This is a genomic window from Ottowia beijingensis (genome assembly GCF_042680925.1).
Lineage (GTDB): Bacteria > Pseudomonadota > Gammaproteobacteria > Burkholderiales > Burkholderiaceae_C > Ottowia > Ottowia beijingensis.
In genome coordinates this window covers 119,983-141,013 of sequence record NZ_JBHUEP010000005.1, presented here as the reverse complement: position 1 = coordinate 141,013, position 21,031 = coordinate 119,983, and the positions used below count along the sequence as shown (strand labels likewise).

The window sequence follows — 21,031 nt, the reverse complement described above, 5'->3', positions numbered from 1 at the left end:
TCATGCAATGATTTCAGATACAAAATGACCTGAAATCAATATATAACAAGCGCGAGCAGCTATCAAAAAATCAGTCGATCTCGACCCACACCCGCCCGCCGTCGACCTTGACGGGATAGCTGCGGATCGCGTCCACGCAGGGCTCCAGCGTGGCCGCGCCGTTGCGGATGTCGAAGCGGCCCTGGTGGTACGGGCACTCGATCTCGTGCCCTTCCAGAAACCCATCGCACAGCCGCGCATCGGCGTGCGAGCAGATGTTGTGGGTGGCGAATACTTCGCCCGCCTCGGTCTTGTAGACGGCGATATCGTGGCCGCCGACGGCCACGCCGATGGCCGCGCCTTCAAAGATGTCGCCCTCGGCGGCGACGTCGACCCACTGGCTCATGGCCCGCTCCTTCCTCAGATGGGGTAGATGATCGAGTTGGGAATCATCTCACTGTCGTAGATCGCCAGCCGCTCGGCAAACCTCAGGCCGGCGGGCGTGGGCACCACGCGGTCGATGTAGCGGCCCACGTTGAACACCGTCGACAGGCCGTTGAGCTTGGTGCGGAACACCGCGTAGTTGCTCTCGCAGCGGATGCCGTCCTCGCCCACGCCGCGAATCACCGGCGCGCCGACCACGTGGCGCTGGTAGTACGGGTCGTGGAACAGCGTTTCCTTGATGCCGTAAACGCGGTCGCGCAGACTGGCCTGGCTGTCGAACGACAGCGTGGCCAGCGGAAAACCGCGCTCGTGGTTCTCGCGCGGCTGCAGCTTGTAGAGGCAATCGGCGGTAAAGAAGGTCGGCCACAGCTCCCAGTCGCCCGAGTCCACGGCGGCGGCGTAATCGGCCTGCAGTTGCACCAACGCCTGCCAGGTGTCGAAGTCGAGTTTCATGCGCCCTCCTTCGCGGACTGCGGTTCGGCTTCCATGACCTTGCGCCAGTAGGCGTACATGCCGCGGATCAGCGTTTCGGTGACCATGTGGTCGGTTTCCTCCACGCCGCGCCCGCCCAGTTCGGCCAGCGCGCGGTGCTGAGGCTTTTGCGTGAAACCGCACTGCGACAGCTCAATCGCCTCGCCGTCGTCGGCGCTGACGAAGCCGGCCGGTCCGAACAGGTTGGCTTGGCGCAGGCGGCGCGCCGTCATCTCCGGGGTGTCGTCGGCAAAGCCGAAGTGCGTCCACACGAAGTCGAAGTTGCCGTGCCCGTCGGGCTGGATGTGGCGCGTGGACACGCTGTTGACCTGCTGCTGGAAGATCACGCTGGGGAAGATCGTCGTCATCACCGCCGTCGGCTCGCCCCACCAGTCCTCGTGCACGATGTCGAGGAAGCGCTTGTCCTCCAGCTCCATGCTCGACTTGAAGCTGGACACCTGCGACACATCGGACTGCCTGCCCGCATTGCCGCGCGTCGAGATCATGGCGGCGTGCCGATGGTGGGCATCCATCTTCAGCGCCGCCTTGTTGTCGGCGCGCCAGAGGCCGAAAGTGACGAACCAGGTGTGCAGCAGGCCGGGGTGGTACGGATCCTTGATGTTCTCCTGCATGAGCTTCCAGTTGCCCGGGATGCGCTGGCGGTTGTAGCCCAGGATGGTGAGCTGCCGGCCGTTGAACAGGCGGTCGAAGTACGTGAGGATCGTCGGGCCAAGGTAGTCCTCCAGCGATTCGACCTCGTGGTCGAACGAGGCGAACACCACCCCGCCGCGCGTGGCCACCTTCAGCTTGGTGAGGTTGTGCTCCTTCGGGTTGAAGTCCGCCGGCATGCCGCCCTTGACCTGCCCGTCCTGCCGCACGCCGCGCCGCAGCGGCACGCCCTGCAGGTCGCCGTTCAGCGTGTAGCTCCATTGGTGATACGGGCAGACGAACTCCTTCACCCCACTGCCGTGGCGCTTGCGGCAGAACTGCATGCCGCGGTGCGCGCACACGTTCTCGAAGCAGTGCAGCGTGCCATCGGCCGCGCGGCTCAGAATCACCGAGCGCTCGCCCACCACCGTGCGCTTGAAGTCGCCCGGGTTCGGCACCTCGGCCTCCAGGCCGATGTAGCACCAGTGGCCTTGGTAGAAGAAGCGCTCCAGCTCCTTGCGGTGCAGCGACTCGTCGGTGTAAACGGCGAAGGGAATGCGGCTGGTGTCGCCGGCAGGCCATGAAACGGATGGTGAGGACATCGGCAGCCAACTCCGTGCAGGAATGCGAAACCAGTGATGCTGAGCCGCTTTCAATCATTCATCAATGGCCCCTAGCTGATTTGAATTATTTTGTTTGAGAATAATCCGCTCATGGACGTACGCCAGTTGGATCTGAACTTGCTGCGAGTGTTCGCGCAACTGATGCGTGAGCGCCGGGTTTCCCGCACCGCGCTGGCGCTGGGGTTATCGCAACCGACGGTCAGCAACGCGCTGCGCCGGCTGCGCAACGAGCTCGGCGACGAACTGTTTCTGCGCACCGCTGCCGGCATGCAGCCCACCGCGTACGCGCTGCACATCGCACCCGCCGTGGCGCAGGCGCTGGAGCTCATCGACGGCGCGCTGGCCAGGGCACAGGATTTCGACCCGGCCCGCGACCCACGCCACTTCTCCATCGCCATGTCGGACGTGGGCCAGATCTACTTTCTGCCGCAGCTCATGGAAGTGCTGGCCCACACGGCGCCCCAGGTCAGCCTGCGCACGGTCGCCCTGAGCGATGCGGAGCTGGCTGACGGCATGGCCGACGGCCGAATCGACCTGGCACTGGGCTGGCTGCCCCACCTGCAAACCGGGTTCTTTCAGCAGGTGCTGTTCCGGCAGGGCTATACCTGCCTGATGCGGGCGGGGCATCCGGCCACCCTGCGCCCATGGGGCAAGGCCAGCTTCCTGGGGTGCGATCACGTCCGGGTCGAGGCCGGCGGCTCCGGCCACGGCCGCATCGAACCCCAGTTGCAGAGGCTGGGCATGCAGCGCCGCATACGCCTGGCCGTGCCCGACTACGTTGCGCTGGGCCACGTGCTGCTGCACACCGATCTCGTCGCTACTGTGCCGGAACGCTTCGGCGAGCGCATCTGCGCCACGCTGGCCTTGACGCGCCGGCCGGTGCCCGCAAGCCTGGCGCCATCCGTGATCCATCAGGTATGGCACGCGCGAACGCATCGGGACCCGGCGCACCGCTGGCTGCGGGAGCTGGTGCAACACACCTTTGCCGACAACCCGTGCGCTGGGCACAGCCATACCAGATAATCCCGGGTTCCGCGCACCTTGCGAGTCCTGCTTGCCGTGGCGCCAGCTTCTTCATCGTCGGCACCGACCAGACGTTCTTCCGCTCTTCTATGTCCAATTACAAGATTCCCAACGACGCGTTCACTACGGAGTTGGCCCGCATCCGGAGCCTCATTGGCGAAGGCAAGTTGCAGGATGCGGCACTGTCATTGAATCAGGCCCAACGCGCGGCACCAAGAGACGCGCGCGTCCCCTTGATGGGCATGCGCCTGGCGACCGTCGCACGCAACTTCGAAGCTGCAACCATGGCCGCCCGTCGCGCACTGGCACTGGCGCCTGATTGGCCTGTAGCCCTTATTGAGCTGGCGCTTTCACTGACCCGGCAAGGCAAGAATGAGGAAGCCATGCAGCACGCGCGCAAGGCTGTCGCCCAGGCACCTCGTGACATCATGGTGATTCAGCGTGCAGCGGCAGTCGCCAACATTGCGGCTGCCACCGACGAAGCCATCCAATGGGCGCGCACGGGGCTGGAACTGCAACCCGAAGATTTGCAGTATCACTTGATCTTGGGCGATTGCCTCGCGCGCAAGAAAGAATACGAGTCAGCACGACCTCACTTCGAGGAAGTGACGCGTGCGCAGCCTCAGAACATACTGGCCTTGCGGGGCACTTTGACCTGCGCAATGGGCGTAAAGGACAACGCTGCGGCGGAGGCCATAGCAGACCAGTTGCTGGCGCTGCAACCAGACGATGCGAATGCGCAGTATTTTCACGCGGTGGCACACGGGCAAACCCCTTCCACGCAACCGCGGGATGTAGTGTCCTCTCTGTTCGATGACTATGCATCCAGATTCGACATGCACTTGGTACGCGGCCTGAAGTACAAGGTGCCCGAGCGAACCGCGCAAATCCTGAACGAACTGCATCCCGACCGCCGTTTCAACCTGCTGGACCTGGGCTGCGGCACGGGCCTGCTGGGCGTTTATCTCGGCCCCATCAACGGCTTCATCATCGGGGTTGACCTGTCCGAAAAGATGATCGAACAGGCGGCACGGCACAACGTCTACGCACGCTTTCACAACGTCAACGTGCTGGATGCTTTGCGCGACACGCCTGCCGACCACTACGAGGCCATCACCTGCCTCGACGTCCTGGTCTACGTCGGCGACCTGACGCCAGTGATCCCCAACGCCCATCGCATCCTCAAGGCCGGTGGGCACTTCATCTTCACCTGCGAAGCGGCTGCAGAAGACGAGCCGGACCTGGTGCTGCGCAAGAGCCAGCGTTACGCCCACAAGGCCTCGCACGTCGAACGCCTGTGTCGTGAGGCTGGCTTCGACGACGTGAAGATCGAGCACCTGCCGGCCCTGCGCATGGAAAACGACGAGCCGCTGCCGGGCTTTCTGGTCATCGCCCACAAGCCCGCCGCTTGAAAGCGGCCCATGCTGCATTTCGAGCTGCTCGCCACCGACCCCGCCAGCCACGCCCGCCGCGGCCGCCTGACGCTGAACCACGGCGTGGTCGAGACGCCGATCTTCATGCCCGTGGGCACCTACGGCACCGTCAAGGGCGTGATGCCGCGCAGCCTGCATGAGATGGGCGCGCAGATCATCCTGGGCAACACCTTCCACCTGTGGATGCGGCCCGGCCTCGACGTGCTGCAGCAGTTCGGCGGGCTGCACCCCTTCGAGAACTGGCACAAGCCGATCCTGACCGACTCGGGCGGTTTCCAGGTCTGGTCGCTGGGCGAGATGCGGAAAATCAGCGAGGAGGGCGTGAAGTTCGCTTCGCCCGTCAATGGCGACCGGCTGTTCCTTACGCCCGAAACGTCGATGCAGATCCAGACGGTGCTGAACAGTGACATCGTGATGCAGTTCGACGAGTGCACGCCTTACGAGACCAAGGGCCACCTCACGACCGAGCGCGAGGCGCGTGCCAGCATGGAACTGAGCCTGCGCTGGGCCAGGCGCTGCCAGGCCGAATTCGCGCGGCTGCAGAACCCCAACGCCCTGTTCGGCATCGTGCAGGGAGGCATGTTCGAGCACCTGCGGCAGGAGTCGCTGGAGCAGCTGGTTGAAATGGACTTCCCCGGTTATGCCGTCGGCGGCGTCAGCGTGGGCGAGCCGAAGGAAGACATGCTGCGCATCACCGCGCACACGCCGCACCGCCTGCCCGCGCACAAGCCGCGCTACCTGATGGGCGTGGGCACGCCGGAAGACCTGGTCTACGGCGTGCAGCAGGGCGTGGACATGTTCGACTGCGTGATGCCCACGCGCAATGCGCGCAACGGCCACTACTTCACCCGCTTCGGCGACTTGAAGATCCGCAACGCGCGGCACAAGACCGACGCGCGGCCGATCGACGAGACCTGCACCTGCTACGCCTGTGCCGGCAGTTCGGGCGTGCCGTATGCGCAAGGCGGGCGCGACGGCTTCAGCCGCGCCTACCTGCATCACCTGGACCGCTGCGGCGAAATGCTCGGCCCCATGCTGGGCACGGTGCACAACCTGCATTACTACCTGCAGCTCATGGCCGAGGTGCGCGGCGCGCTGGACGCGGGGCAGCTCAGCACCTTCACCGCGCAATTTGCCACGGACCGCGCACGCGGCGTGTAATCCTGGTGCGCCGCAGGCGCGTTGATGGATGACAAGCCAGATTGGCATCCAGCGCCCGTCCAGCAAGCGTGAGCAGCTATTGATTCATGAGCAAACGCCTGTCGTTTTCAGCGTGGCCCGCAGGGGCCAGTGCCGCATTGGCTTGGCTGCTGGCCGCCGCGCCCGCGCTGGCGCAGGCTCCCACACCCGCCGCGGGTGAACGCTCCATCGCCCCGTCGACGGCCGGTGCCGCCACAATCGCGCCGACGCCACCGGCCAGCGCCCCGGCCGTGCGCGCCCCCGATGCCACCGAGGTGTGGACCGCGCTGCAGAAGGCCGGCATCAAGGATTCCGAAGTCGCCCTGCTGGCCCAGCCGCTGGCCGCGGGCGCGCCGCTGCTGATCTCGCACAACGAGAAGCTGCCCTTCACCCTGGCCTCCACCACCAAGGTCATCACCACGCTGGCCAGCCTGCAGACGCTGCCGCGCAACTACCGCTGGCGCACGCGCGCCTGGCTCACTGGCGCGCCGGTCGATGGCAAGCTGGCGGGCGACCTGGTGCTGGTGGGCGGCGGCGATGCCACGCTGGACAGCAAGCGCCTCACCGACTGGTTCAAGCGCCTGCACAGGCAGGGGCTGACGCAGGTGCAGGGCCACATCGTGCTCGACCAGAGCCTGTTCCGCCTGGCCGACAAGGACCATGCCAACACCCCCGTGCCCGAGGCCGGCAACCCGCACCACGCCTGGCCCGATGCCTTCGTGATGGATGAGAACCGCTTCCGCGTGGCGCTGCGCGCGGGCGATGGCGGCGCGCTGGCGGCCACGTTCGATCCGCCGCTGGGGCAGATCGAGGTCGTCAACCAGCTCGGCGGCGCGCGGGCCTGCACGGCGCAGGCGCGGTTCGAGCCGGCACCGGCACCTGATCTTTCGAAGCCGGCAGCCAAGCCCGCTCCGCCGCCAGCGCCCGCGCCATCGCCCTACATCGCGGTCGCGGCCTCCAGCCCGGCCAGTGCCGAGGCCAGCGCCAGCGCCGCATCAGTGCCGCAGGCCGCTGCCAGCATGCCCGAGCCGGCCGCCACACCACCCACCCCCGTGGCCCCGGTCGGCCGCGTCGTCATCAGCGGCCAGTGGTCGCCGCGCTGCGCCAGCGCGCTGACCATGGAGGCCGCCCCCGGCCGCGCGCTGACGGCGGCGCTGGTGGCAGGCGCCTGGGCCGCCTCGGGCGGGCAACTCACCGACCGCGTGATCCACCGCGACGGCGCCGCCCCCACGGTGCGCGGCGCGCGGCGCGCCCGCACCCCCGCCAGCCCCTACCCCGGCAAGCCCTGGGCCACGCTGGAATCGGCCCCGCTGCCCGAGCTGGTGCGCGCCATCAACAAGGACAGCAACAACCTGATGGCGCGCAACCTGCTGCTGTCCATCGCGCCGGGCTTCTCGCCCACCACCTCCACGCTGCAGCTGGCCCGGCAGCGCATGGGCCAGTGGCTCAAGAAGCACGGGCTGGCCCAGGACGCGCCGCACATCGACAACGGCTCGGGCCTGGCGCACACCGAGCGCGGCAACGTGCTGACCATGGTGCAGCTGCTGCAGGCGGCGTGGAACGACGCGAAGGTGCAGAAGGTATTCCTGGCCTCGCTGCCCGTGGCGGGTGCCGACGGCACGCTCAGCCACCGCTTCAAGGGCTCGCCCGCGCAGCGCAACGCCTTCCTGAAGACCGGCACGCTGACCGGCGTGCGTTCGCTGGCCGGCTATGTGCGCGGCAAGTCGGGCCGCATGATCGCCGTGGCCATCGTCGTCAACAGCGAACGCGCCACCGCCGCCGTGCCGGCGATGGACCGCTTCATCGAGTGGGTACAAAAAAATGGATGACCCCCTGAGCCGCTGACGCGGCTTCCCCCTGAAAGGGGGACGCACCCACTGGCCGGCGCAGGTCCGGCCACGGGTGCCCTCGCATGGCCTGCTCCGCGGCCTTCGGCCATTGAGCTTCTGGCGCCTGTCACGCGACGCCGTCCCACGTGCGCTGGCCACAGCTTGCGGCATGATCGCGCGATGCCTTTTTCAGCCTTCCGTTTTTCGTCTGGCCCAAGCCGCCTGGCCACGCTGTTCGCCCTGCTGCTGGCCGCCTTGATGGGGGCCGCGCCGGCCCGCGCGCAAGAGCCCGCCGCGCTGCTGGGCGCGCTCAAGGCGCGCGCCGCCGCCTCCACCGCGTCCGAGGCGCCGGCCGCCGCCAACCCCAAACTGGTGCAACAGGCCGCGCGCGCAACGCAGCAGGACGACGAGCGCATCCTGGCCGAGGTGACCGCGCGCCTGTCGCGCAACGTCACCTTCCGCGCCATCACGCCGGCGGTGCAGGCCGGCGTGGCCACGCTGCACGGCAGCGTGCCCGACAACGAGGCGCGCCAGCTCGCCACCAAGGTGGTGGCCGCCGTCGACGGCGTGGTGGCGGTCGAGAACCAGCTCACCCTGGCGGCCGACTTCGGCGCCCGCCTGCACGAGACCTGGGAGCTGCTGAAGGACCGCGCCGCCCGCGCCGTGGCCGCCATCCCGCTGCTGATCACCGCCATCGTCGTGGTGATGGTGATGCGCTGGCTGGGCGGCTGGCTGGCCCGGCACCTGCACATCGTGCGGCTCGACAGCCGCAACCCGTTCCTGGGTACCGTCATCCGGCGCGGCGTGCGCGCGGCGTTCCTGATCGTCGGCATCCTGATCGCGCTCGATCTGCTGGGCGCCACTGCGCTGGTCACCGCCGTGCTGGGCTCGGCGGGCGTGGTGGGCATCGTGCTGGGCTTTGCCTTCCGCGACATGGCCGAGAACTACCTCTCGGGCATCCTGCTCAGCCTCAAGCGCCCGTTCGAGCCGGGCGACCATGTGCGCGTCGACAGCCACGAGGGGCGCGTGGTGTCGCTGTCGACCCGCAACACGGTGCTGATGACGATGGACGGCAACGAGCTGCGCCTGCCCAACGCCACGGTGTTCAAGGCGGTGCTGCTCAACTTCACCCACAATCCCAGGCGGCGCTTCAGCTTCACGCTGGGCGTGAGCTATGGCGAGGACCTGCAGCGCGCGCAGGACCTGGGCGTGGCCACGCTGGCCGCCATGCAGGGCGTGCTGGACGACCCGGCGCCCAGCGCCACCGTCGATCTGGTGGGCGATTCATCGGTCACCATCAGCTACTACGCCTGGGTCAACCAGCGCGAGACCGGCTTCTTCAAGGCCCGCAGCGAGGCCATCCGCCTGGTGAAGAAGGCACTGGAAGACGCCGGCATGGACCTGCCCGAGCCCACCTACCGCGTGCAACTGGTGCAGCCCGCCGCGCACGCCGATACCGCACCGGCCCAGACGCCGCCCATCACCAGCGTGGACCCGCGCGCCGTCGCGCGTGACCAGGGCGATGTGTCGCCCGAGACCGAGCTGGACGACCAGATTGCCGAGGAACGCGCGCGCAAGGCCAGCGAGGACATGTTGCAGGCACCGGGCGGCAAGCCGGGTTGAGCTTAAGAGCCAAATCGCCCTCAAGCGCCCGTCCAGCAAGCGCCAGAAGCTATTTTTAACATAGCAAATAAGCCAACCCCCATCACCCGCCCAGCCGCTGCACCCCGCCGCCCAGCGGCGCGCGCTGCAGCCAGTCGAGCACCGAATCGGCCGTCACCGTCTCGATGCGGTCGGCAAAGCGCTGCGTCGGCGGGTGGTCGTCGAAAGCCACGTTGCCCGCCGTCATGCGCCCGCCCAGGCGCGTGAGCGCGCCGATGCGCAGCGTGGTGGGGCGATAGTCCTTCAGCCGCAGCCAGGCCTGCGCCTGCTCGCGCCGCAGCGCGTGCGGCTCGGCCGCCAGCGCCAGCGTCTCGATGGCCCACTGGTTGCTCTGCTGGTAGCGCGTGCCCCAGGCGTAGCTGACCATGCTGTAGCGCCGCTGGTGCAGCGTGCCGGCGCGGCGGTTGTCCTGCAGCAGCGGCCACAGCGCGCCCTGCAACTCGGGCGAAGGCGCCACCCAGGCGGCTTCGTAGCGCCACAGGTCGTCCAGGAAGAACTCGCCCAGGCCCTGGCGCGTGATGATGGACTGGTCTGTGCCGCATTCGTTGAGCTTGTGCACCACGCGCCACGGCCCCTCGGGCGTGCGGTAGGCCCAGGCCACGTGCGACCAGTGCTGGCTGTACCGGGTCAGGTCCTGCCCGGCGCGCGCCAGCAGCACCACGCGCGTGCCGTCGCGGGCGTGCGCGGCGTCCAGCGCGGCGGCAGTGCGTTGCGCCAGGTTCAGGCCGCGCTCGATGACCTGCGGCGTGGGCTTGGCGGCCTCGCAGCGGCGACCGGCCTGTGCGGCCGTGGCGCCCAGCAGCAGGGCGCCGGCAGCTATCAATAACGTAGCGAATCGCAGTTTCATGATCGACACCTCAAAGAATCCGCTCGTTGTAGAGCAGCGCCCGGCCGATGGCGTTGGGGATGAAGCACAGCACCTCGCCCGCGGCCGACAGGATGACGCCGCTGGCGATCACCGTGGTGACCACGCTGGCACCCACGCTCAGCGCCACGCCGCCGGCCGCCGCCGCGCCCAGTTCCACGCTGGCCGTGGCCGCGTCGCTGGCGCGCTCCAGCACGATGACGGTGCCGCGCGCCGACACTTCGATGGCCTTCACCGTCAGCACCGCGCCGCTGACGGCCAGTGCCACCGGGATGGCGACCACCGTGCTGGCCGCCGCGCCGGCGACCGACGCGGCGCCGACGACCGAGGCCACCGGCAGCATCGACAGGCCGACCGAGACTTCGCTCTGTGCCTGGGCGGCCTGGGTGGATGCCAGCAGCAGGGCGCTGGCGCACAGCACGGCGGCGGTGGCGCGGCGCAGATGTTGCATCACGTTATCTTGAGACATGATTTGCTCCTGAATGAGTAGCTGCCAGCGCCCAATGGGTGAGCGCTAGAGCGCGAAGGGACATGTGGGAGCGGGCTTGCCCGCTATGGCGGCGCATCGCACTCCGGCCACGCCCCATCGCGGGCAAGCCCGCTCCCACAGGGTGGGTGTCAGGCGGCGGCGTCCTGGGCGGCTTCAGCGCGCGCTGCCCGGCGGCCGCGGTATTCGGCTTCCAGCAGATCGGCTTCCTGCCGGTCACGCAGCATCTTGGCCAGCGTGAAGGCGCAGGTGATCAGGTACAGCCAGCTCACGCCCAGAAAGACCTTGTAGGTCTCGTTGATGTCCATGCGCAGCAGGCCCCAGGCGGTGAGCGCCATGGCGAAGCCGAAGCCGCCCCACACCACCAGCTTGAACATGGGCGTGTCGGCCACGCGGCGCGTGCCGGCGTCGCGCGCCATCTCGCCGTCACGCACGAACTTCGACAGCACGAAGGCGGTGCTCAGGCAGAACAGGTAGCCCATGAACATGAAGGCGCGGTCCAGGTCCTGCCCCGGCAGCCAGGCCAGGCCGATGGCGCACAGCGTGAGGGCGATGCCGAACGACGCCCAGACTTGCAGTTGCCAGGGCTTGGAGTCGCGACGGATGGGGGTTTGCATGTGGGTTCCATGAGTGGGGTTGAACATGGAACCGGAGTGTGGGCGCGGCACGCTGAAAAGCAGCGAGAAATGCGTGCCGGTGGCACTTTCACACCCCAACGGTATCTGATGACGATACTTTTTCGCCGCTGCTGCGCGCATAGGAGGGCGACCGCGCGGCGGCGGCGCAGAGGCGGCTTCGCGGCCCCTCAGTCCGGGCACGGCAGTTGCATACTCCCCTATATGCAAGCCATCAGCGCCCGTGCAATAAGCGCGAAATGATAATACTCCCCCGTCAAAATGGCAGCATCACCCACGCCGCAGCCTCACCCCATGGCTCACGCCGCCTGGCGCCGCCAGTCCCACACGTAGGTTTCGCCGCGCGCCATGCGCTGCGCGTGCTCGGCCACCACCTGCTCGAAGCGGTCCAGATCGGCGTCGGGCGCGGCGTCGAGCCGGGCGGTCAGCCGCCCTTCGCCGGCCTGCAGGTGCACCGTGCCCATGGGCAGCTCGATGCGGCCGTGCTGCTCGTCGTACTGCACCGGCCACTTGTGGCCCCAGTGCTTGCACAGCCGCAGGATGATGCGCGCAGGCTCGGCGGTGGCGATGGTGGCGGTGGAGGTCAGGGCGGCGCTGCTCATGCCGCCTCCGGCGCGCTGGCGGCGTCGAGCGCTTCCACATCGTCGGCCGACAGCCGCAGTTGCGTGGCGCGCACCAGGCCCTCCACCTGCGCCACGTTCGACGCGCTGGCGATGGGCGCCGTCACGCCCGGCCGCGCCATCAGCCAGGCCAGCGCCACCTCGCCCGGCTGCGCGGCGTGGCGCGCGGCCACGGCGTCCAGCGCGGCCAGAATGCGCAGGCCGCGCGGGTTCAGGTACTTCTGGCCGATGCCGGCGCCGCGCGGGCTTTGCGCCAGATCGGCCGCGCTGCGGTACTTGCCGGTCAAGAAACCGCTGGCCAGGCTGTAGTAGCAGATCACGGCCAGCCCCTCGGCCAGCGCCAGATCGCGCAGCGGGCCGTCGAAGCCGGCGCGGTCGTGCAGGTTGTATTCGGGCTGCAGCACGGCATAGCGCGGCAGGCCCTGCGCGGCGGCCACGTCCAGCGCGGCGCGCACCTGTGCCGCGGTGAAGTTGCTGGCGCCGATGGCGCGCACCTTGCCGGCGCGCACCAGCCGGTCGTAGGCGCCCAGCGTCTCGGCCTGCGGCACACCGTCGTCGAAGCGGTGCGAGAAGTAGACGTCGATGCGGTCGGTGCGCAGGCGCTTCAAAGAGGCCTCCACCGCGCGCTCGATGTGCGCGGCCGACAGGCCCTGGCCGGCCTCGCCCATGTCCAGCCCGACCTTGGTGATGAGCTGGATGCGATCACGCGCGCCGCGCGACTGCATCCACTCGCCGAGGATCGTCTCCGACTCGCCGCCCTGGTTGCCCGGCACCCAGCGCGAATACACGTCGGCCGTGTCGATGCTGGTCAGGCCGGCGTCGAGCAGGCGGTCGAGCATGGCGAGCGAGGCCGCCTTGTCGGACGTCCAGCCGAACACGTTGCCGCCGAAGACGAGCGGCGACAGGGTGATGCCGGTCTGGCCGATCGTGCGGGGGGCGGTGGGGTGCATGCAAGATACTCCTGTTTCAATAGCTTTTTGCGCTTATCTGTCGGGCGCTGCAGGCCAGTTTGGCATAAATTTTCAATCGAAGCGGAAGGCCGAGATGTCGACCGCCATCACGCGGTCGGTGAACACCTTGGCGCCCCGCCCCTCGCCCGCCGCGCCGGCCACCACGTGCAGCGGCAGCAGGTGCTCTTCGGCGCGCGGCGGGTGGCTCAGGCGGCCGGCGGGGCCGGCGGCGGTGTCCCACGCGGCCAGGCGCGCGTTGCGTTCGTCGGGCGGCAGCGCGACCGTCTCGCCCAGCCAGCGGTCGAAGGCGGCGGCCACCGGCGTCGAGCGCGCATCGCCGTAGCCGCGCATGTTGTGGTAGCTCATGCCGCTGCCGACGATCAGCACGCCTTCATCGCGCAACGGCGCCAGCGCGCGGCCGAGTTCGACGTGCGCGGCCGCATCCAAGCTTTGCAGCAGCGACAGCTGCAGCACCGGCACGTCGGCGTCGGGGAAAGCCACCTTCAGCGGGATGAACACGCCGTGGTCCCAGCCGCGCGCGTCGTCCTGCGCCACGGGCAGGCCGGCGGCCGTCAACAGCTGCCGCACGCGCGCCGCTACGGCGGGCGCGCCGGGCGCCGGGTACGCCAGCTCGTAAGTGTGCGGCGGAAAGCCTCCGTAGTCGTAGATCAGGCCTGGCCGCTCGGTCGCGCCCAGCGTGGCCCGCGGCGCCAGCCAGTGGCCCGATATCAACAGAATCGCCTTCGGCGCCGCCGGCAGGCTGGCCGGAATGCCGCGCAGGAAGGCGGCGGTGCGGTCCCACGCGTCCTTCGGGTTCCAGTCCATGAAGAAACACGGGCCGGCGCCATGGGGGATGAACAGCGCGGGTTGGCGGGCGGCGGCGGGATGGGGGGTGGTCGAGCTCATGATGAAGGTCAGTTTGCGCCTGCGCCCGCCCCGCGCAAGCCGGGGATTTTCACGACGGCATTCAAAAAACTTGAACTTAGCAGGCCCCTGCGCCGTACCGCGCCGGCCAGGCGCGATAACCTTGCCCGCCGTAGGGCGCGCCTTGCACGCCGTGCAGGGGCGGCGCATCATCCCGGGCGATGGCCCCCGGCGGCTGAGGAGAACCCCATGCACACCAGCGCCCCCGATGCCGCACCCTACCGGCACATCCTGGCCCACACGCCCGACGCGCTGATCTTTGCCGACCCGCAAGGTGTCATCCGCGTGTGGAACCCCGGCGCCGAGGCCGTGTTCGGCTTCAGCGCCGCCGAGGCGCTGGGCCAGAGCCTGGACCTCATCATCCCCGAGCGCCTGCGCCCCGCGCACTGGAAGGGCTTTCACCGCGCCATAGCGCGCGGCACCACCAGCCACGGCGCAGAAGTGCGCACCACGCGCGGCGTGCACAAGGACGGCCGCAAGCTGTATGTGGACATGAGCTTTGGCGTGGTGAAGGACGACGCCGACGCCGTGCTGGGCTCGGTGGCGATGGCGCGGGATGTGACCGAGCGGCATCTGGCCGCCGTGGCTGCACAGCCCCCCAAGACCGGCAGTTGAGAAGCAGCCAGTCGTCCTCGGCCAGCCTTGGAACTTCGATGGTCTTTGTCTCTCAAATGAGATACGATTCACCCAAGGAGTCAGCCCTCATGTCCGCCACCACCTCGATGCTGCACGTCCGCGTGGACGACACCCTCAAGACCCAGGCCACCGAGGCCTTGGGCGCCATGGGCCTCACGGTATCCGACGCCGTGCGCCTGCTGCTGCACCGCGTGGTAGCCGAGCAGGCGCTGCCGCTCGAACTGAAGGTGCCCAATGCCGACACCGTGGCCGCCATGCAGGAGGCGCGCGCCCTGCGGCGCGCCCGCTTCGCCTCCGCCGACGCCCTGCTGGCCGATCTTGACCAAGACGACTGACGCCAAGGCGCGCAAGCGCGCCAAGCCGCCACGCGCCAGCGACTACACCCGTGCCTTCCGGAAGGACTGGCAGCGCCTGACGCATTCCGGCCGCTACGACATGCGGCGGCTGAAGGAGGCCATGCTGCCGCTCATCGCCGCCGACGCGCCGCTGGGCCCCGAATGGCTGGACCACGCGCTCAAGGGCGAGTGGTCGGACCACCGCGAATGCCACATCGGTGGCGACTTCCTGCTGATCTATCGCCTGAGCGAAGCAGACAGCCACATCGTCTTCGTGCGCGCCGGCACGCACGCGGAGCTGTTTCAGTGCTGATGCGCGCCACGGCAGGCACCGCTACGCCGCCAGCAAATCCGCCACCCGCGCCTGCAACCCCTGCGGCGTCACCTGCGCCGCCGGTACCGCTTCGCCCACATTCAACCCCACGCGGTTAAAAATGCCGCGCCGGAACGGGCGCGCCATGGCGCCGCCGTTTTCGATGCGGCTGAAGTACGAGCCCCACAGGTTGGTCAGCGCCATCGGCACCACGGGCACCTTTACGCCATCGGCCTCGGCGCGCTCCAGGATCTTCATCACGCCGCCCTTGAAGGGCTGCAGTGCGCCGTCGCGGGTGATGCCGCCTTCGGGGAAGATGCCCAGCAGGTCGCCCTCGCGCAGCACCTGCGCGGCGGTGTCGAAGGCGCGCTGGTAGGTGGCCGGGTCGTCCTTCTGCGGCGCGATGGGGATGCACTTGGCCAGGCGGAAAATCCAGCCCAGCACCGGCACCTTGAAGATGCGGTGGTCCATGATGAAGCGGACGGGGCGCGGGCTGGCGGCCATCAGCAGCACGGCGTCGACAAAGCTCACGTGGTTGGCCACCAGCACGGCGGGCCCGTCGGCGGGGATGTGCTCGTCGCCCGTTACCCGGTAGCGGTACACCAGTCGCGAAGCCACCCAGGCCACGAAGCGCAGCAGGTATTCAGGCACCAGCATGAAGATGTAGAACGCCACCACGGCGTTGGCCAGGCCGACGACGAGGAAGATCTGCGGAATGCTGAAGCCGGCCTTCAGCAACAGCCCGGCGATGACGCTGCTGGCGATCATGAACAGCGCGTTCAGGATGTTGTTGGCGGCGATGATGCGCGCGCGGTGCGTGGGCGCGCTGCGCAGCTGGATCAGCGCGTACATCGGCACGCTGTACAGGCCCGCGAACAGGCTGAGCAGCAGCAGGTCGGCCATCACGCGCCAGTGCGCGGGCTGGGCCAAGAAGCTGCCCAGCGTGTGCTCCATGCCCGAGGCCAAGCCGCGTGACGCAAAGTACAAATCGACCGCGAACACCGTCATGCCGATGGCGCCCAGCGGCACCAGGCCGATCTCGACATGCCGGTGCGACAGCCGCTCGCACAGCAGCGAGCCGACGCCGATGCCGATGGAGAACACCACCAGCAGCAGCGAGGCCACGTGCTCGTTGCCGTGCAGCAGTTCCTTGGCGAAGGCCGGGAAGTTGGCCAGGAACACCGCGCCGAAAAACCACATCCAGGAGATGCCCAGCATGGAGCGGAACACCACGATGTTGCCGTGCGCCAGCTTCAGGTTGCGCCAGGTTTCGCTGACCGGGTTCCAGTTGATGCGCAGGCCCGGGTCGGTGGCCGGCGCGTGGGGAATGAACTGCGCCGTCATGCGCCCCAGCACCGCCAGCACCACGCAGGCCACGGCCACCGTGGCGTGGCCGATGCCGGGCAGCGCCACCAGCAGCCCACCCACCACGTTGCCCATCAGGATGGCGACGAAGGTGCCCATCTCCACCATGCCGTTGCCTCCGGTCAGTTCGCGCTCGTTCAGCGCCTGCGGCAGGTAGGCGAACTTCACCGGCCCGAACACCGTCGACTGAAAGCCCAGCAGGAAGATGCAGCCCAGCATCACCGGCACGTTCTGCGCCATCAGCCCCCAGGCGGCCAGCAGCGCAATGGCGATCTCGAAATCCTTCAGGCGGCGGATCAGCCACGACTTCTCCAGCTTGTCCGTCAGCTGCCCGCTGGTGGCCGAGAACAGCAGAAACGGCAGGATGAACAGCGCCCCGATCACCAGCCCCGCCATGGCCGGCGGCAGCCAGCCCACGCTGAGCTGGTAGGTCACCATCACGGTGACGGCGAACTTGAACAGGTTGTCGTTGGCTGCGCCCGAGAACTGCGTCCAGAAGAAGGGCGCGAAGCGGCGCTGGCGCAGCAGGGCGAACTGGTTGGGCGCCTCGGGCGCAGGGGCGACCGGTGTGGAAGGCGCGGGCACGGCCGCATCGGGCGCCAGGGCGCCGGTGGTGGTCTGGCTCATGGGAAGAACTTCCTCGAAAGAATGCTTTGGTTCTTGTTGTCAGCGGATTGTGCGGGCTGGCGCGCCGGCTGGCGCCCCCTGCGCGAGAGATTGCAGCGCCCGCACCACAGGCCAGCCCGCCAGCGCCGCCACCAGGTGCTTGGCGCTGTGGCCGCTGATGAGCTGCTGCGTCAGCGCAAAGACCGGCGCGTCAGCCAGCTCCAGCGCCTTGGCCACGGCATAGAACGCGATCACGCCGATGATCGAAAAGCCCAGCGCGCGCGACTGTGGCCGGCGCATGGCCAGCGCCGCCAGCAGCACCAGGCCGCCGCCTTGCAGCACGGCCCAGGGCGTCATGTTGCCGCCCAGCCAGGCAACCAGTGCCGTGGCCGGTGCCGCCACGGCCACCAGCGCGGCCAGCGCCACGCCGGCGCGCGTGCCGATGCGGTCGGCCGCCGCCAGCCCCAGCAGCCCGGCAAAGGCCAGGCTCATGCCCACGCGGTCGATGCACAGGCCGGCGTCGTGCGGGTCGAGGTGATAGCCGGACGAACAGAATGCGGTGGCCATCAGGCCGACGAAGAACAGGACCGCCAGCCCGCGCTGCGCCTTGTCGATGCACCCCACGGGCACGCGGCGCAGCCACCACAACCCCCATGCGCCCATGGCCGCGAAGGGCAAGTTGCTCAGCACGTCCAGCGCGTGCGGCAGGCTCAGCAGCGTGCGCTGGTCGGCAAAGTGGTGGTAGCCGGCGGGCAGCCCGGTGGCCGGCAGCAGCGCGGCCAGCACCGCGAGGGCGGCCACGGCCAGCAGCAAGGCGAGCTCGGCTGGGCGTGACGCGCCGGTGGTATCGACCTGATGGCCCAGCCAGCGGTGGGAGGCGGTGTGCAGACGCATGGTGAACAGGCCCCGTGGGGCGTGGAGTGGATCGGTACGCCACTGTCTGCGGGTTCGGCGATCTCAGCCCCGAATATTGCGCCTCAATACAGCACATTCGACCATTGGTATCGCATTTCGATGCTCTAATGCCTCCACATGAGCACCACCGCCGACCTCGTCACCGTCCTGAAGAAAGAGCTGAAAGCCGCCCAGATGACCTACGCCGATCTGGCGCGGGAGCTGAGCATGGCCGAAAGCAGCGTCAAGCGCATGCTGGCCAAGGGCGACATGCCGCTGTCGCGCATCGATGCGATTTGCCGCGCGCTGAAGCTCGACTTTGCCGAAGTCGCCCAGCGCGTGGCCGACGCGCAGCCGCTGCTGAAAGAGCTGACGGCCGAGCAGGAGCGCGCCGTGGTGGCCGACGAAAAGCTGCTGCTGGTGGCCACCAACGTGTTGAGCCAGTGGACGCTGGAGCAGATGACCGCCGCCTACCGCCTGAGCGAGGCCGAGGTCATCAAGTACCTGGCGCAGCTGGACCGCATCGGCGTGATCGAGCTGAAACCGCTCAACCGCTACCGCCTGAAGGTCGCCAAGACCTTCCGGTGGCGCCCGCACGGCCCGGTGATGCAGTACGTGCGCGAACACGTGGTGCTGGACTACTTCAGCGGCGGCTTCGACGGGCCGGCCGAAGGCCTGCTGCTGGTGCACGGCAGCGTCAGCCGTGCGCTCGCGCCCTCGTTTCTGGAGCGCCTGCAACGCGTGGCGCAGGACTTTGCGCAGCAGCACCAGATGGACCAGAAGCTGAAAGATGCCGACCGCGAGGGCTACACGCTGCTGCTGGGCATGCGCAGCTGGGAATTCGAAGCGTTCACGCGGCTGCGGCGCTGACGCTTCTGTTTTTATAGCTGTTCGCGCTTATCTGGTAAGCGCTAGAGGCCAATTTTGCTTGAAACCTTGTAGGAGCGGGGTTGCCCGCGATAGGGCGCATCCGGCCATGCTGTCGCCCTATCGCGGGCAAGCCCGCTCCTACAAAATTCATAGCTGCTCGCGCTTTCTGGACGAGCGCTAAAAGCCAATCTGGCTTAAAACCCACCCCGCACCTGCGTGACACCTGCCGCGCGGCGCCCGCCCTAGCATGGGCGCATGAACACGCCCCACCCCACCCCCGACACCGAAGGCCGCATCGACTGCGAAGTGCGCGGCCATGTGCTGCTGATCTGCATCAACCGCCCTGCCAAGCGCAATGGCTTCACCGCCAGGATGTTCCGCGAACTGGCCGAGGCCTACACCCGGCTCGACGACGACCCCGCGCTGCGCGTGGGCGTGCTGCACGCGGCGGGTGACCACTTCACCGCCGGGCTCGATCTGCCCTCGGTCGCGCCGCTGATGCAACGCGGCGAACGCGCCGTGCCCGACGGCCTGGTCGACCCCAACGATCTCGGAATGCCGCGCTACCGCCGCCGCAGCAAGCCGATGGTGGCGGCGGTGAAAGGCATCACCTTCACCGTCGGCATCGAGCTGATGCTGGCCGCCGACATCGTGGTGGCCGCCACCGACTGCCGCTTTTCGCAACTGGAAGTCAAGCGCGGCATCATGGCCACCGGCGGCGCCACCCTGCGCATGGCCGAGCGCTCGGGCCTGGGCAACGCCATGCTGCACCTGCTGACCGGCGACGAATTTGGCGCTGCCGAGGCGCTGCGCCTGAACTACGTGCAAAAAGTGGTGGAGCCGGTGCAGGTGCTGCGCGAGGCGCTACAAATAGCCGAGCAAATCGCCGCCCAGGCGCCGCTGGCCGTCGTCGCCACGCGGCTGAACGTGCTGAAGGCGCTGGAAGAAGGCCCGATGGCGGCGATGCGGGAATTCGAGGCAACGCAAAAGCGGCTGGCGAATTCGGACGATGCGGCGGAGGGGGTGCGGTCGTTTGTGGAGAAGCGGGCGGGGAAGTTCACTGGGCGATAAGCTGGACCGACGGGCTCCGGCAAAGCGAAACCCTGAAAGCTGTGTCGTCACCGTCGGATGATGGCTTCGCCCTTTAACCCGCCGAGCTCCTACCGACAGATATCCCTCAAACGTTTGAGAAACTGAGCAAATTCGGAGAGAAAACGCTTGTCATCAGAACTCAATCCTTCGGGGTCGAAATGCATGACGTCATTCCTGATTTCTCTTACACGATCCAGTTTTCTTATGAACTCGACGCGATCAATCTGGACATTCAATTTTTTCCAATTTTCCTCGAATCCCAGGAGCCTCACGTACTCACCAAAAGTCAAATCACTTGGAGTATTGATTTTTCTTGTGGAATCATTTTCATCTCGAACAGCCTGCAAATCCTTGTTGGTGAATTTTCCATGAATTAGATGTCGAACACCATTTTCAATCTCTCCGACCAACAAAAATGGCTCCGCCATAGCCTTAAATTGAGCACTCAGATCGGAGGCAGTAAGGACGCCGCCAATTGTCTTATCGAATCTCTGAATAAGAACATAATCGTAATTAGAAATCACCTGCACAGCATCTAGCAACGAAACATCATCAGACACGATCTGCGCATTTTCCATGAAATCTTTGCACTGGACGCACGGCTTTCCCAATGCCAACTTTGATCCTATAGTTTTCCAGCTGACAACCCCTTTTACTTCGCGCTGACTAGTCATCACCGGCAATTGGGAAAAATCGTTGGTAAGCATTAATGTAATAGCCCGATCGAGATTATCAGTAGGCTTAACAAAAACAACCTCTTTGTTAGCCGCATCGAGCCTTCCAAGTCGAAAAGTTGGATCCAGCACTACCTCATCAGGGCTGCTATTAGATCTCCTCTTAAATGTGACAGCGCCATCGATCCAAGTGGATTCGAAGTTGGGCTCGGTCAATAAATCATATTCGCTCAGCGCCTTATTAATTGTCGTAACCACACGATACCCCCTGCGCTCTGAATTAAACCAAGAAAGCAGGGTTCGCACAGTCTCTGTCGGGCCTGCGACACCTTTTTTTAATTGCTCCGAAATTATCGCAAGACGGTCAGAAGGGTTATTGGGAGTTGCCTGATTAGTCATAGAAAAAACATTCGAATCTAAAATAATTTGACTTTCAAAGATAGAAGCATCGTGCATCTTCTATCGTATCGACGG

General features: G+C 67.0%; 22 protein-coding genes. 10 read left to right on the top strand and 12 right to left on the bottom strand.

Translation table 11 applies throughout. The annotated features are described in order from the left end of the window. Window positions 1-70: 70 nt before the first annotated feature. From ACFSCU_RS04075 to ACFSCU_RS04065, 3 genes are read right to left on the bottom strand one after another with little or no spacing between them, the layout of a single operon-like run. Window positions 71-385 carry a non-heme iron oxygenase ferredoxin subunit gene (locus tag ACFSCU_RS04075; protein WP_180550640.1) on the bottom strand — a complete coding sequence of 105 codons (315 nt, stop codon included), beginning with the start codon at window positions 383-385 and terminating at the stop codon, window positions 71-73. Between the two features lie 14 nt (window positions 386-399). Next, on the bottom strand, window positions 400-876 hold the full coding sequence (locus tag ACFSCU_RS04070; RefSeq protein WP_180550639.1) for an aromatic-ring-hydroxylating dioxygenase subunit beta: 477 nt from the start codon (window positions 874-876) through the stop codon (window positions 400-402). Beyond that, window positions 873-2,144: an aromatic ring-hydroxylating dioxygenase subunit alpha gene (locus ACFSCU_RS04065; protein ID WP_377559973.1), complete on the bottom strand. Its 1,272-nt coding sequence runs from the start codon at window positions 2,142-2,144 to the stop codon at window positions 873-875. Before ACFSCU_RS04065 ends, ACFSCU_RS04070 begins: the two co-directional genes overlap by 4 nt. A gap of 111 nt (window positions 2,145-2,255) precedes the next feature. On the opposite strand from ACFSCU_RS04065, the gene ACFSCU_RS04060 reads away from it, so the two are divergent. The 5 genes from ACFSCU_RS04060 to ACFSCU_RS04040 all read left to right on the top strand — a co-directional run bounded on the left by ACFSCU_RS04060 (window position 2,256) and on the right by ACFSCU_RS04040 (window position 9,252). Beyond that, a complete protein-coding gene (locus tag ACFSCU_RS04060) occupies window positions 2,256-3,188 on the top strand; it encodes a LysR family transcriptional regulator (protein WP_180550638.1) in 933 nt (310 codons plus the stop codon). A gap of 89 nt (window positions 3,189-3,277) precedes the next feature. Next, window positions 3,278-4,600: a methyltransferase gene (locus tag ACFSCU_RS04055; protein WP_377559971.1), complete on the top strand. Its 1,323-nt coding sequence runs from the start codon at window positions 3,278-3,280 to the stop codon at window positions 4,598-4,600. Between the two features lie 9 nt (window positions 4,601-4,609). Beyond that, entirely contained in the window at window positions 4,610-5,782 is a 1,173-nt protein-coding gene (gene tgt, locus ACFSCU_RS04050) for a tRNA guanosine(34) transglycosylase Tgt (RefSeq protein ID WP_377559970.1), read from the top strand. A gap of 86 nt (window positions 5,783-5,868) precedes the next feature. After that, on the top strand, window positions 5,869-7,629 hold the full coding sequence (dacB, locus tag ACFSCU_RS04045; protein ID WP_377559969.1) for a D-alanyl-D-alanine carboxypeptidase/D-alanyl-D-alanine endopeptidase: 1,761 nt from the start codon (window positions 5,869-5,871) through the stop codon (window positions 7,627-7,629). Window positions 7,630-7,809: 180 nt separating this feature from the next. Then, entirely contained in the window at window positions 7,810-9,252 is a 1,443-nt protein-coding gene (locus ACFSCU_RS04040; RefSeq protein ID WP_180550635.1) for a mechanosensitive ion channel family protein, read from the top strand. A gap of 82 nt (window positions 9,253-9,334) precedes the next feature. Here ACFSCU_RS04040 and ACFSCU_RS04035 read toward each other — a convergent pair whose 3' ends face one another. From ACFSCU_RS04035 to ACFSCU_RS04010, 6 genes are all read right to left on the bottom strand, one after another. Continuing rightward, complete coding sequence (locus tag ACFSCU_RS04035) at window positions 9,335-10,138, bottom strand: DUF2145 domain-containing protein (protein WP_377559968.1); 804 nt, start codon at window positions 10,136-10,138, stop codon at window positions 9,335-9,337. 10 nt (window positions 10,139-10,148) lie between these two features. Beyond that, window positions 10,149-10,628 carry a hypothetical protein gene (locus tag ACFSCU_RS04030; protein WP_373368341.1) on the bottom strand — a complete coding sequence of 160 codons (480 nt, stop codon included), beginning with the start codon at window positions 10,626-10,628 and terminating at the stop codon, window positions 10,149-10,151. Window positions 10,629-10,774: 146 nt separating this feature from the next. After that, complete coding sequence (locus ACFSCU_RS04025; RefSeq protein ID WP_180550634.1) at window positions 10,775-11,260, bottom strand: YiaA/YiaB family inner membrane protein; 486 nt, start codon at window positions 11,258-11,260, stop codon at window positions 10,775-10,777. A 317-nt stretch (window positions 11,261-11,577) separates the two neighbouring features. Next, window positions 11,578-11,880 (bottom strand): DUF2218 domain-containing protein, encoded by a 303-nt coding sequence (locus ACFSCU_RS04020; RefSeq protein WP_180550633.1) that lies wholly within the window; start codon window positions 11,878-11,880, stop codon window positions 11,578-11,580. Next, on the bottom strand, window positions 11,877-12,848 hold the full coding sequence (locus ACFSCU_RS04015) for an aldo/keto reductase (protein ID WP_377559965.1): 972 nt from the start codon (window positions 12,846-12,848) through the stop codon (window positions 11,877-11,879). The genes ACFSCU_RS04020 and ACFSCU_RS04015 overlap by 4 nt, the downstream gene beginning before the upstream one ends. Before the next feature lie 72 nt (window positions 12,849-12,920). Beyond that, on the bottom strand, window positions 12,921-13,754 hold the full coding sequence (locus tag ACFSCU_RS04010; RefSeq protein WP_377559964.1) for a DODA-type extradiol aromatic ring-opening family dioxygenase: 834 nt from the start codon (window positions 13,752-13,754) through the stop codon (window positions 12,921-12,923). 207 nt (window positions 13,755-13,961) lie between these two features. Here ACFSCU_RS04010 and ACFSCU_RS04005 point away from each other — a divergent pair, with 207 nt between their 5' ends. From ACFSCU_RS04005 to ACFSCU_RS03995, 3 genes are all read left to right on the top strand, one after another. Continuing rightward, complete coding sequence (locus ACFSCU_RS04005) at window positions 13,962-14,387, top strand: PAS domain-containing protein (RefSeq protein ID WP_333705730.1); 426 nt, start codon at window positions 13,962-13,964, stop codon at window positions 14,385-14,387. Window positions 14,388-14,476: 89 nt separating this feature from the next. Continuing rightward, window positions 14,477-14,743 (top strand): type II toxin-antitoxin system RelB/DinJ family antitoxin, encoded by a 267-nt coding sequence (locus ACFSCU_RS04000; RefSeq protein WP_257645769.1) that lies wholly within the window; start codon window positions 14,477-14,479, stop codon window positions 14,741-14,743. Beyond that, window positions 14,727-15,056 carry a type II toxin-antitoxin system YafQ family toxin gene (locus tag ACFSCU_RS03995; protein ID WP_377559963.1) on the top strand — a complete coding sequence of 110 codons (330 nt, stop codon included), beginning with the start codon at window positions 14,727-14,729 and terminating at the stop codon, window positions 15,054-15,056. The genes ACFSCU_RS04000 and ACFSCU_RS03995 overlap by 17 nt, the downstream gene beginning before the upstream one ends. A gap of 21 nt (window positions 15,057-15,077) precedes the next feature. On the opposite strand, the gene ACFSCU_RS03990 is transcribed toward ACFSCU_RS03995, so the two are convergent. Further along, entirely contained in the window at window positions 15,078-17,048 is a 1,971-nt protein-coding gene (locus ACFSCU_RS03990) for an MFS transporter (RefSeq protein WP_180550631.1), read from the bottom strand. Window positions 17,049-17,087: 39 nt separating this feature from the next. Further along, window positions 17,088-17,921, bottom strand: coding sequence for a hypothetical protein (locus ACFSCU_RS03985; RefSeq protein WP_377559961.1), 834 nt, complete (start codon window positions 17,919-17,921; stop codon window positions 17,088-17,090). A 138-nt stretch (window positions 17,922-18,059) separates the two neighbouring features. Here ACFSCU_RS03985 and ACFSCU_RS03980 point away from each other — a divergent pair, with 138 nt between their 5' ends. Continuing rightward, a complete protein-coding gene (locus tag ACFSCU_RS03980) occupies window positions 18,060-18,791 on the top strand; it encodes a helix-turn-helix domain-containing protein (RefSeq protein WP_180550629.1) in 732 nt (243 codons plus the stop codon). Window positions 18,792-19,046: 255 nt separating this feature from the next. Next, window positions 19,047-19,862, top strand: a complete 816-nt coding sequence (locus ACFSCU_RS03975; protein WP_377559959.1) for a crotonase/enoyl-CoA hydratase family protein — start codon at window positions 19,047-19,049, stop codon at window positions 19,860-19,862. A gap of 89 nt (window positions 19,863-19,951) precedes the next feature. Here ACFSCU_RS03975 and ACFSCU_RS03970 read toward each other — a convergent pair whose 3' ends face one another. Then, a complete protein-coding gene (locus tag ACFSCU_RS03970; protein ID WP_377559958.1) occupies window positions 19,952-21,013 on the bottom strand; it encodes a CBS domain-containing protein in 1,062 nt (353 codons plus the stop codon). Between the last annotated feature and the right edge of the window lie 18 nt (window positions 21,014-21,031).

Bases quoted from the DNA above. Each gene is read 5' to 3' on its own strand.
- ACFSCU_RS04075 (WP_180550640.1), bottom strand. From the start codon at position 385: ATGAGCCAGTGGGTCGACGTCGCCGCCGAGGGCGACATCTTTGAAGGC.
- ACFSCU_RS04070 (WP_180550639.1), bottom strand. From the start codon at position 876: ATGAAACTCGACTTCGACACCTGGCAGGCGTTGGTGCAACTGCAGGCC.
- ACFSCU_RS04065 (WP_377559973.1), bottom strand. From the start codon at position 2,144: ATGTCCTCACCATCCGTTTCATGGCCTGCCGGCGACACCAGCCGCATT.
- ACFSCU_RS04060 (WP_180550638.1), top strand. From the start codon at position 2,256: ATGGACGTACGCCAGTTGGATCTGAACTTGCTGCGAGTGTTCGCGCAA.
- ACFSCU_RS04055 (WP_377559971.1), top strand. From the start codon at position 3,278: ATGTCCAATTACAAGATTCCCAACGACGCGTTCACTACGGAGTTGGCC.
- tgt (WP_377559970.1), top strand. From the start codon at position 4,610: ATGCTGCATTTCGAGCTGCTCGCCACCGACCCCGCCAGCCACGCCCGC.
- dacB (WP_377559969.1), top strand. From the start codon at position 5,869: ATGAGCAAACGCCTGTCGTTTTCAGCGTGGCCCGCAGGGGCCAGTGCC.
- ACFSCU_RS04040 (WP_180550635.1), top strand. From the start codon at position 7,810: ATGCCTTTTTCAGCCTTCCGTTTTTCGTCTGGCCCAAGCCGCCTGGCC.
- ACFSCU_RS04035 (WP_377559968.1), bottom strand. From the start codon at position 10,138: ATGAAACTGCGATTCGCTACGTTATTGATAGCTGCCGGCGCCCTGCTG.
- ACFSCU_RS04025 (WP_180550634.1), bottom strand. From the start codon at position 11,260: ATGCAAACCCCCATCCGTCGCGACTCCAAGCCCTGGCAACTGCAAGTC.
- ACFSCU_RS04020 (WP_180550633.1), bottom strand. From the start codon at position 11,880: ATGAGCAGCGCCGCCCTGACCTCCACCGCCACCATCGCCACCGCCGAG.
- ACFSCU_RS04015 (WP_377559965.1), bottom strand. From the start codon at position 12,848: ATGCACCCCACCGCCCCCCGCACGATCGGCCAGACCGGCATCACCCTG.
- ACFSCU_RS04010 (WP_377559964.1), bottom strand. From the start codon at position 13,754: ATGAGCTCGACCACCCCCCATCCCGCCGCCGCCCGCCAACCCGCGCTG.
- ACFSCU_RS04005 (WP_333705730.1), top strand. From the start codon at position 13,962: ATGCACACCAGCGCCCCCGATGCCGCACCCTACCGGCACATCCTGGCC.
- ACFSCU_RS04000 (WP_257645769.1), top strand. From the start codon at position 14,477: ATGTCCGCCACCACCTCGATGCTGCACGTCCGCGTGGACGACACCCTC.
- ACFSCU_RS03990 (WP_180550631.1), bottom strand. From the start codon at position 17,048: ATGAGCCAGACCACCACCGGCGCCCTGGCGCCCGATGCGGCCGTGCCC.
- ACFSCU_RS03985 (WP_377559961.1), bottom strand. From the start codon at position 17,921: ATGCGTCTGCACACCGCCTCCCACCGCTGGCTGGGCCATCAGGTCGAT.
- ACFSCU_RS03980 (WP_180550629.1), top strand. From the start codon at position 18,060: ATGAGCACCACCGCCGACCTCGTCACCGTCCTGAAGAAAGAGCTGAAA.
- ACFSCU_RS03975 (WP_377559959.1), top strand. From the start codon at position 19,047: ATGAACACGCCCCACCCCACCCCCGACACCGAAGGCCGCATCGACTGC.
- ACFSCU_RS03970 (WP_377559958.1), bottom strand. From the start codon at position 21,013: ATGCACGATGCTTCTATCTTTGAAAGTCAAATTATTTTAGATTCGAAT.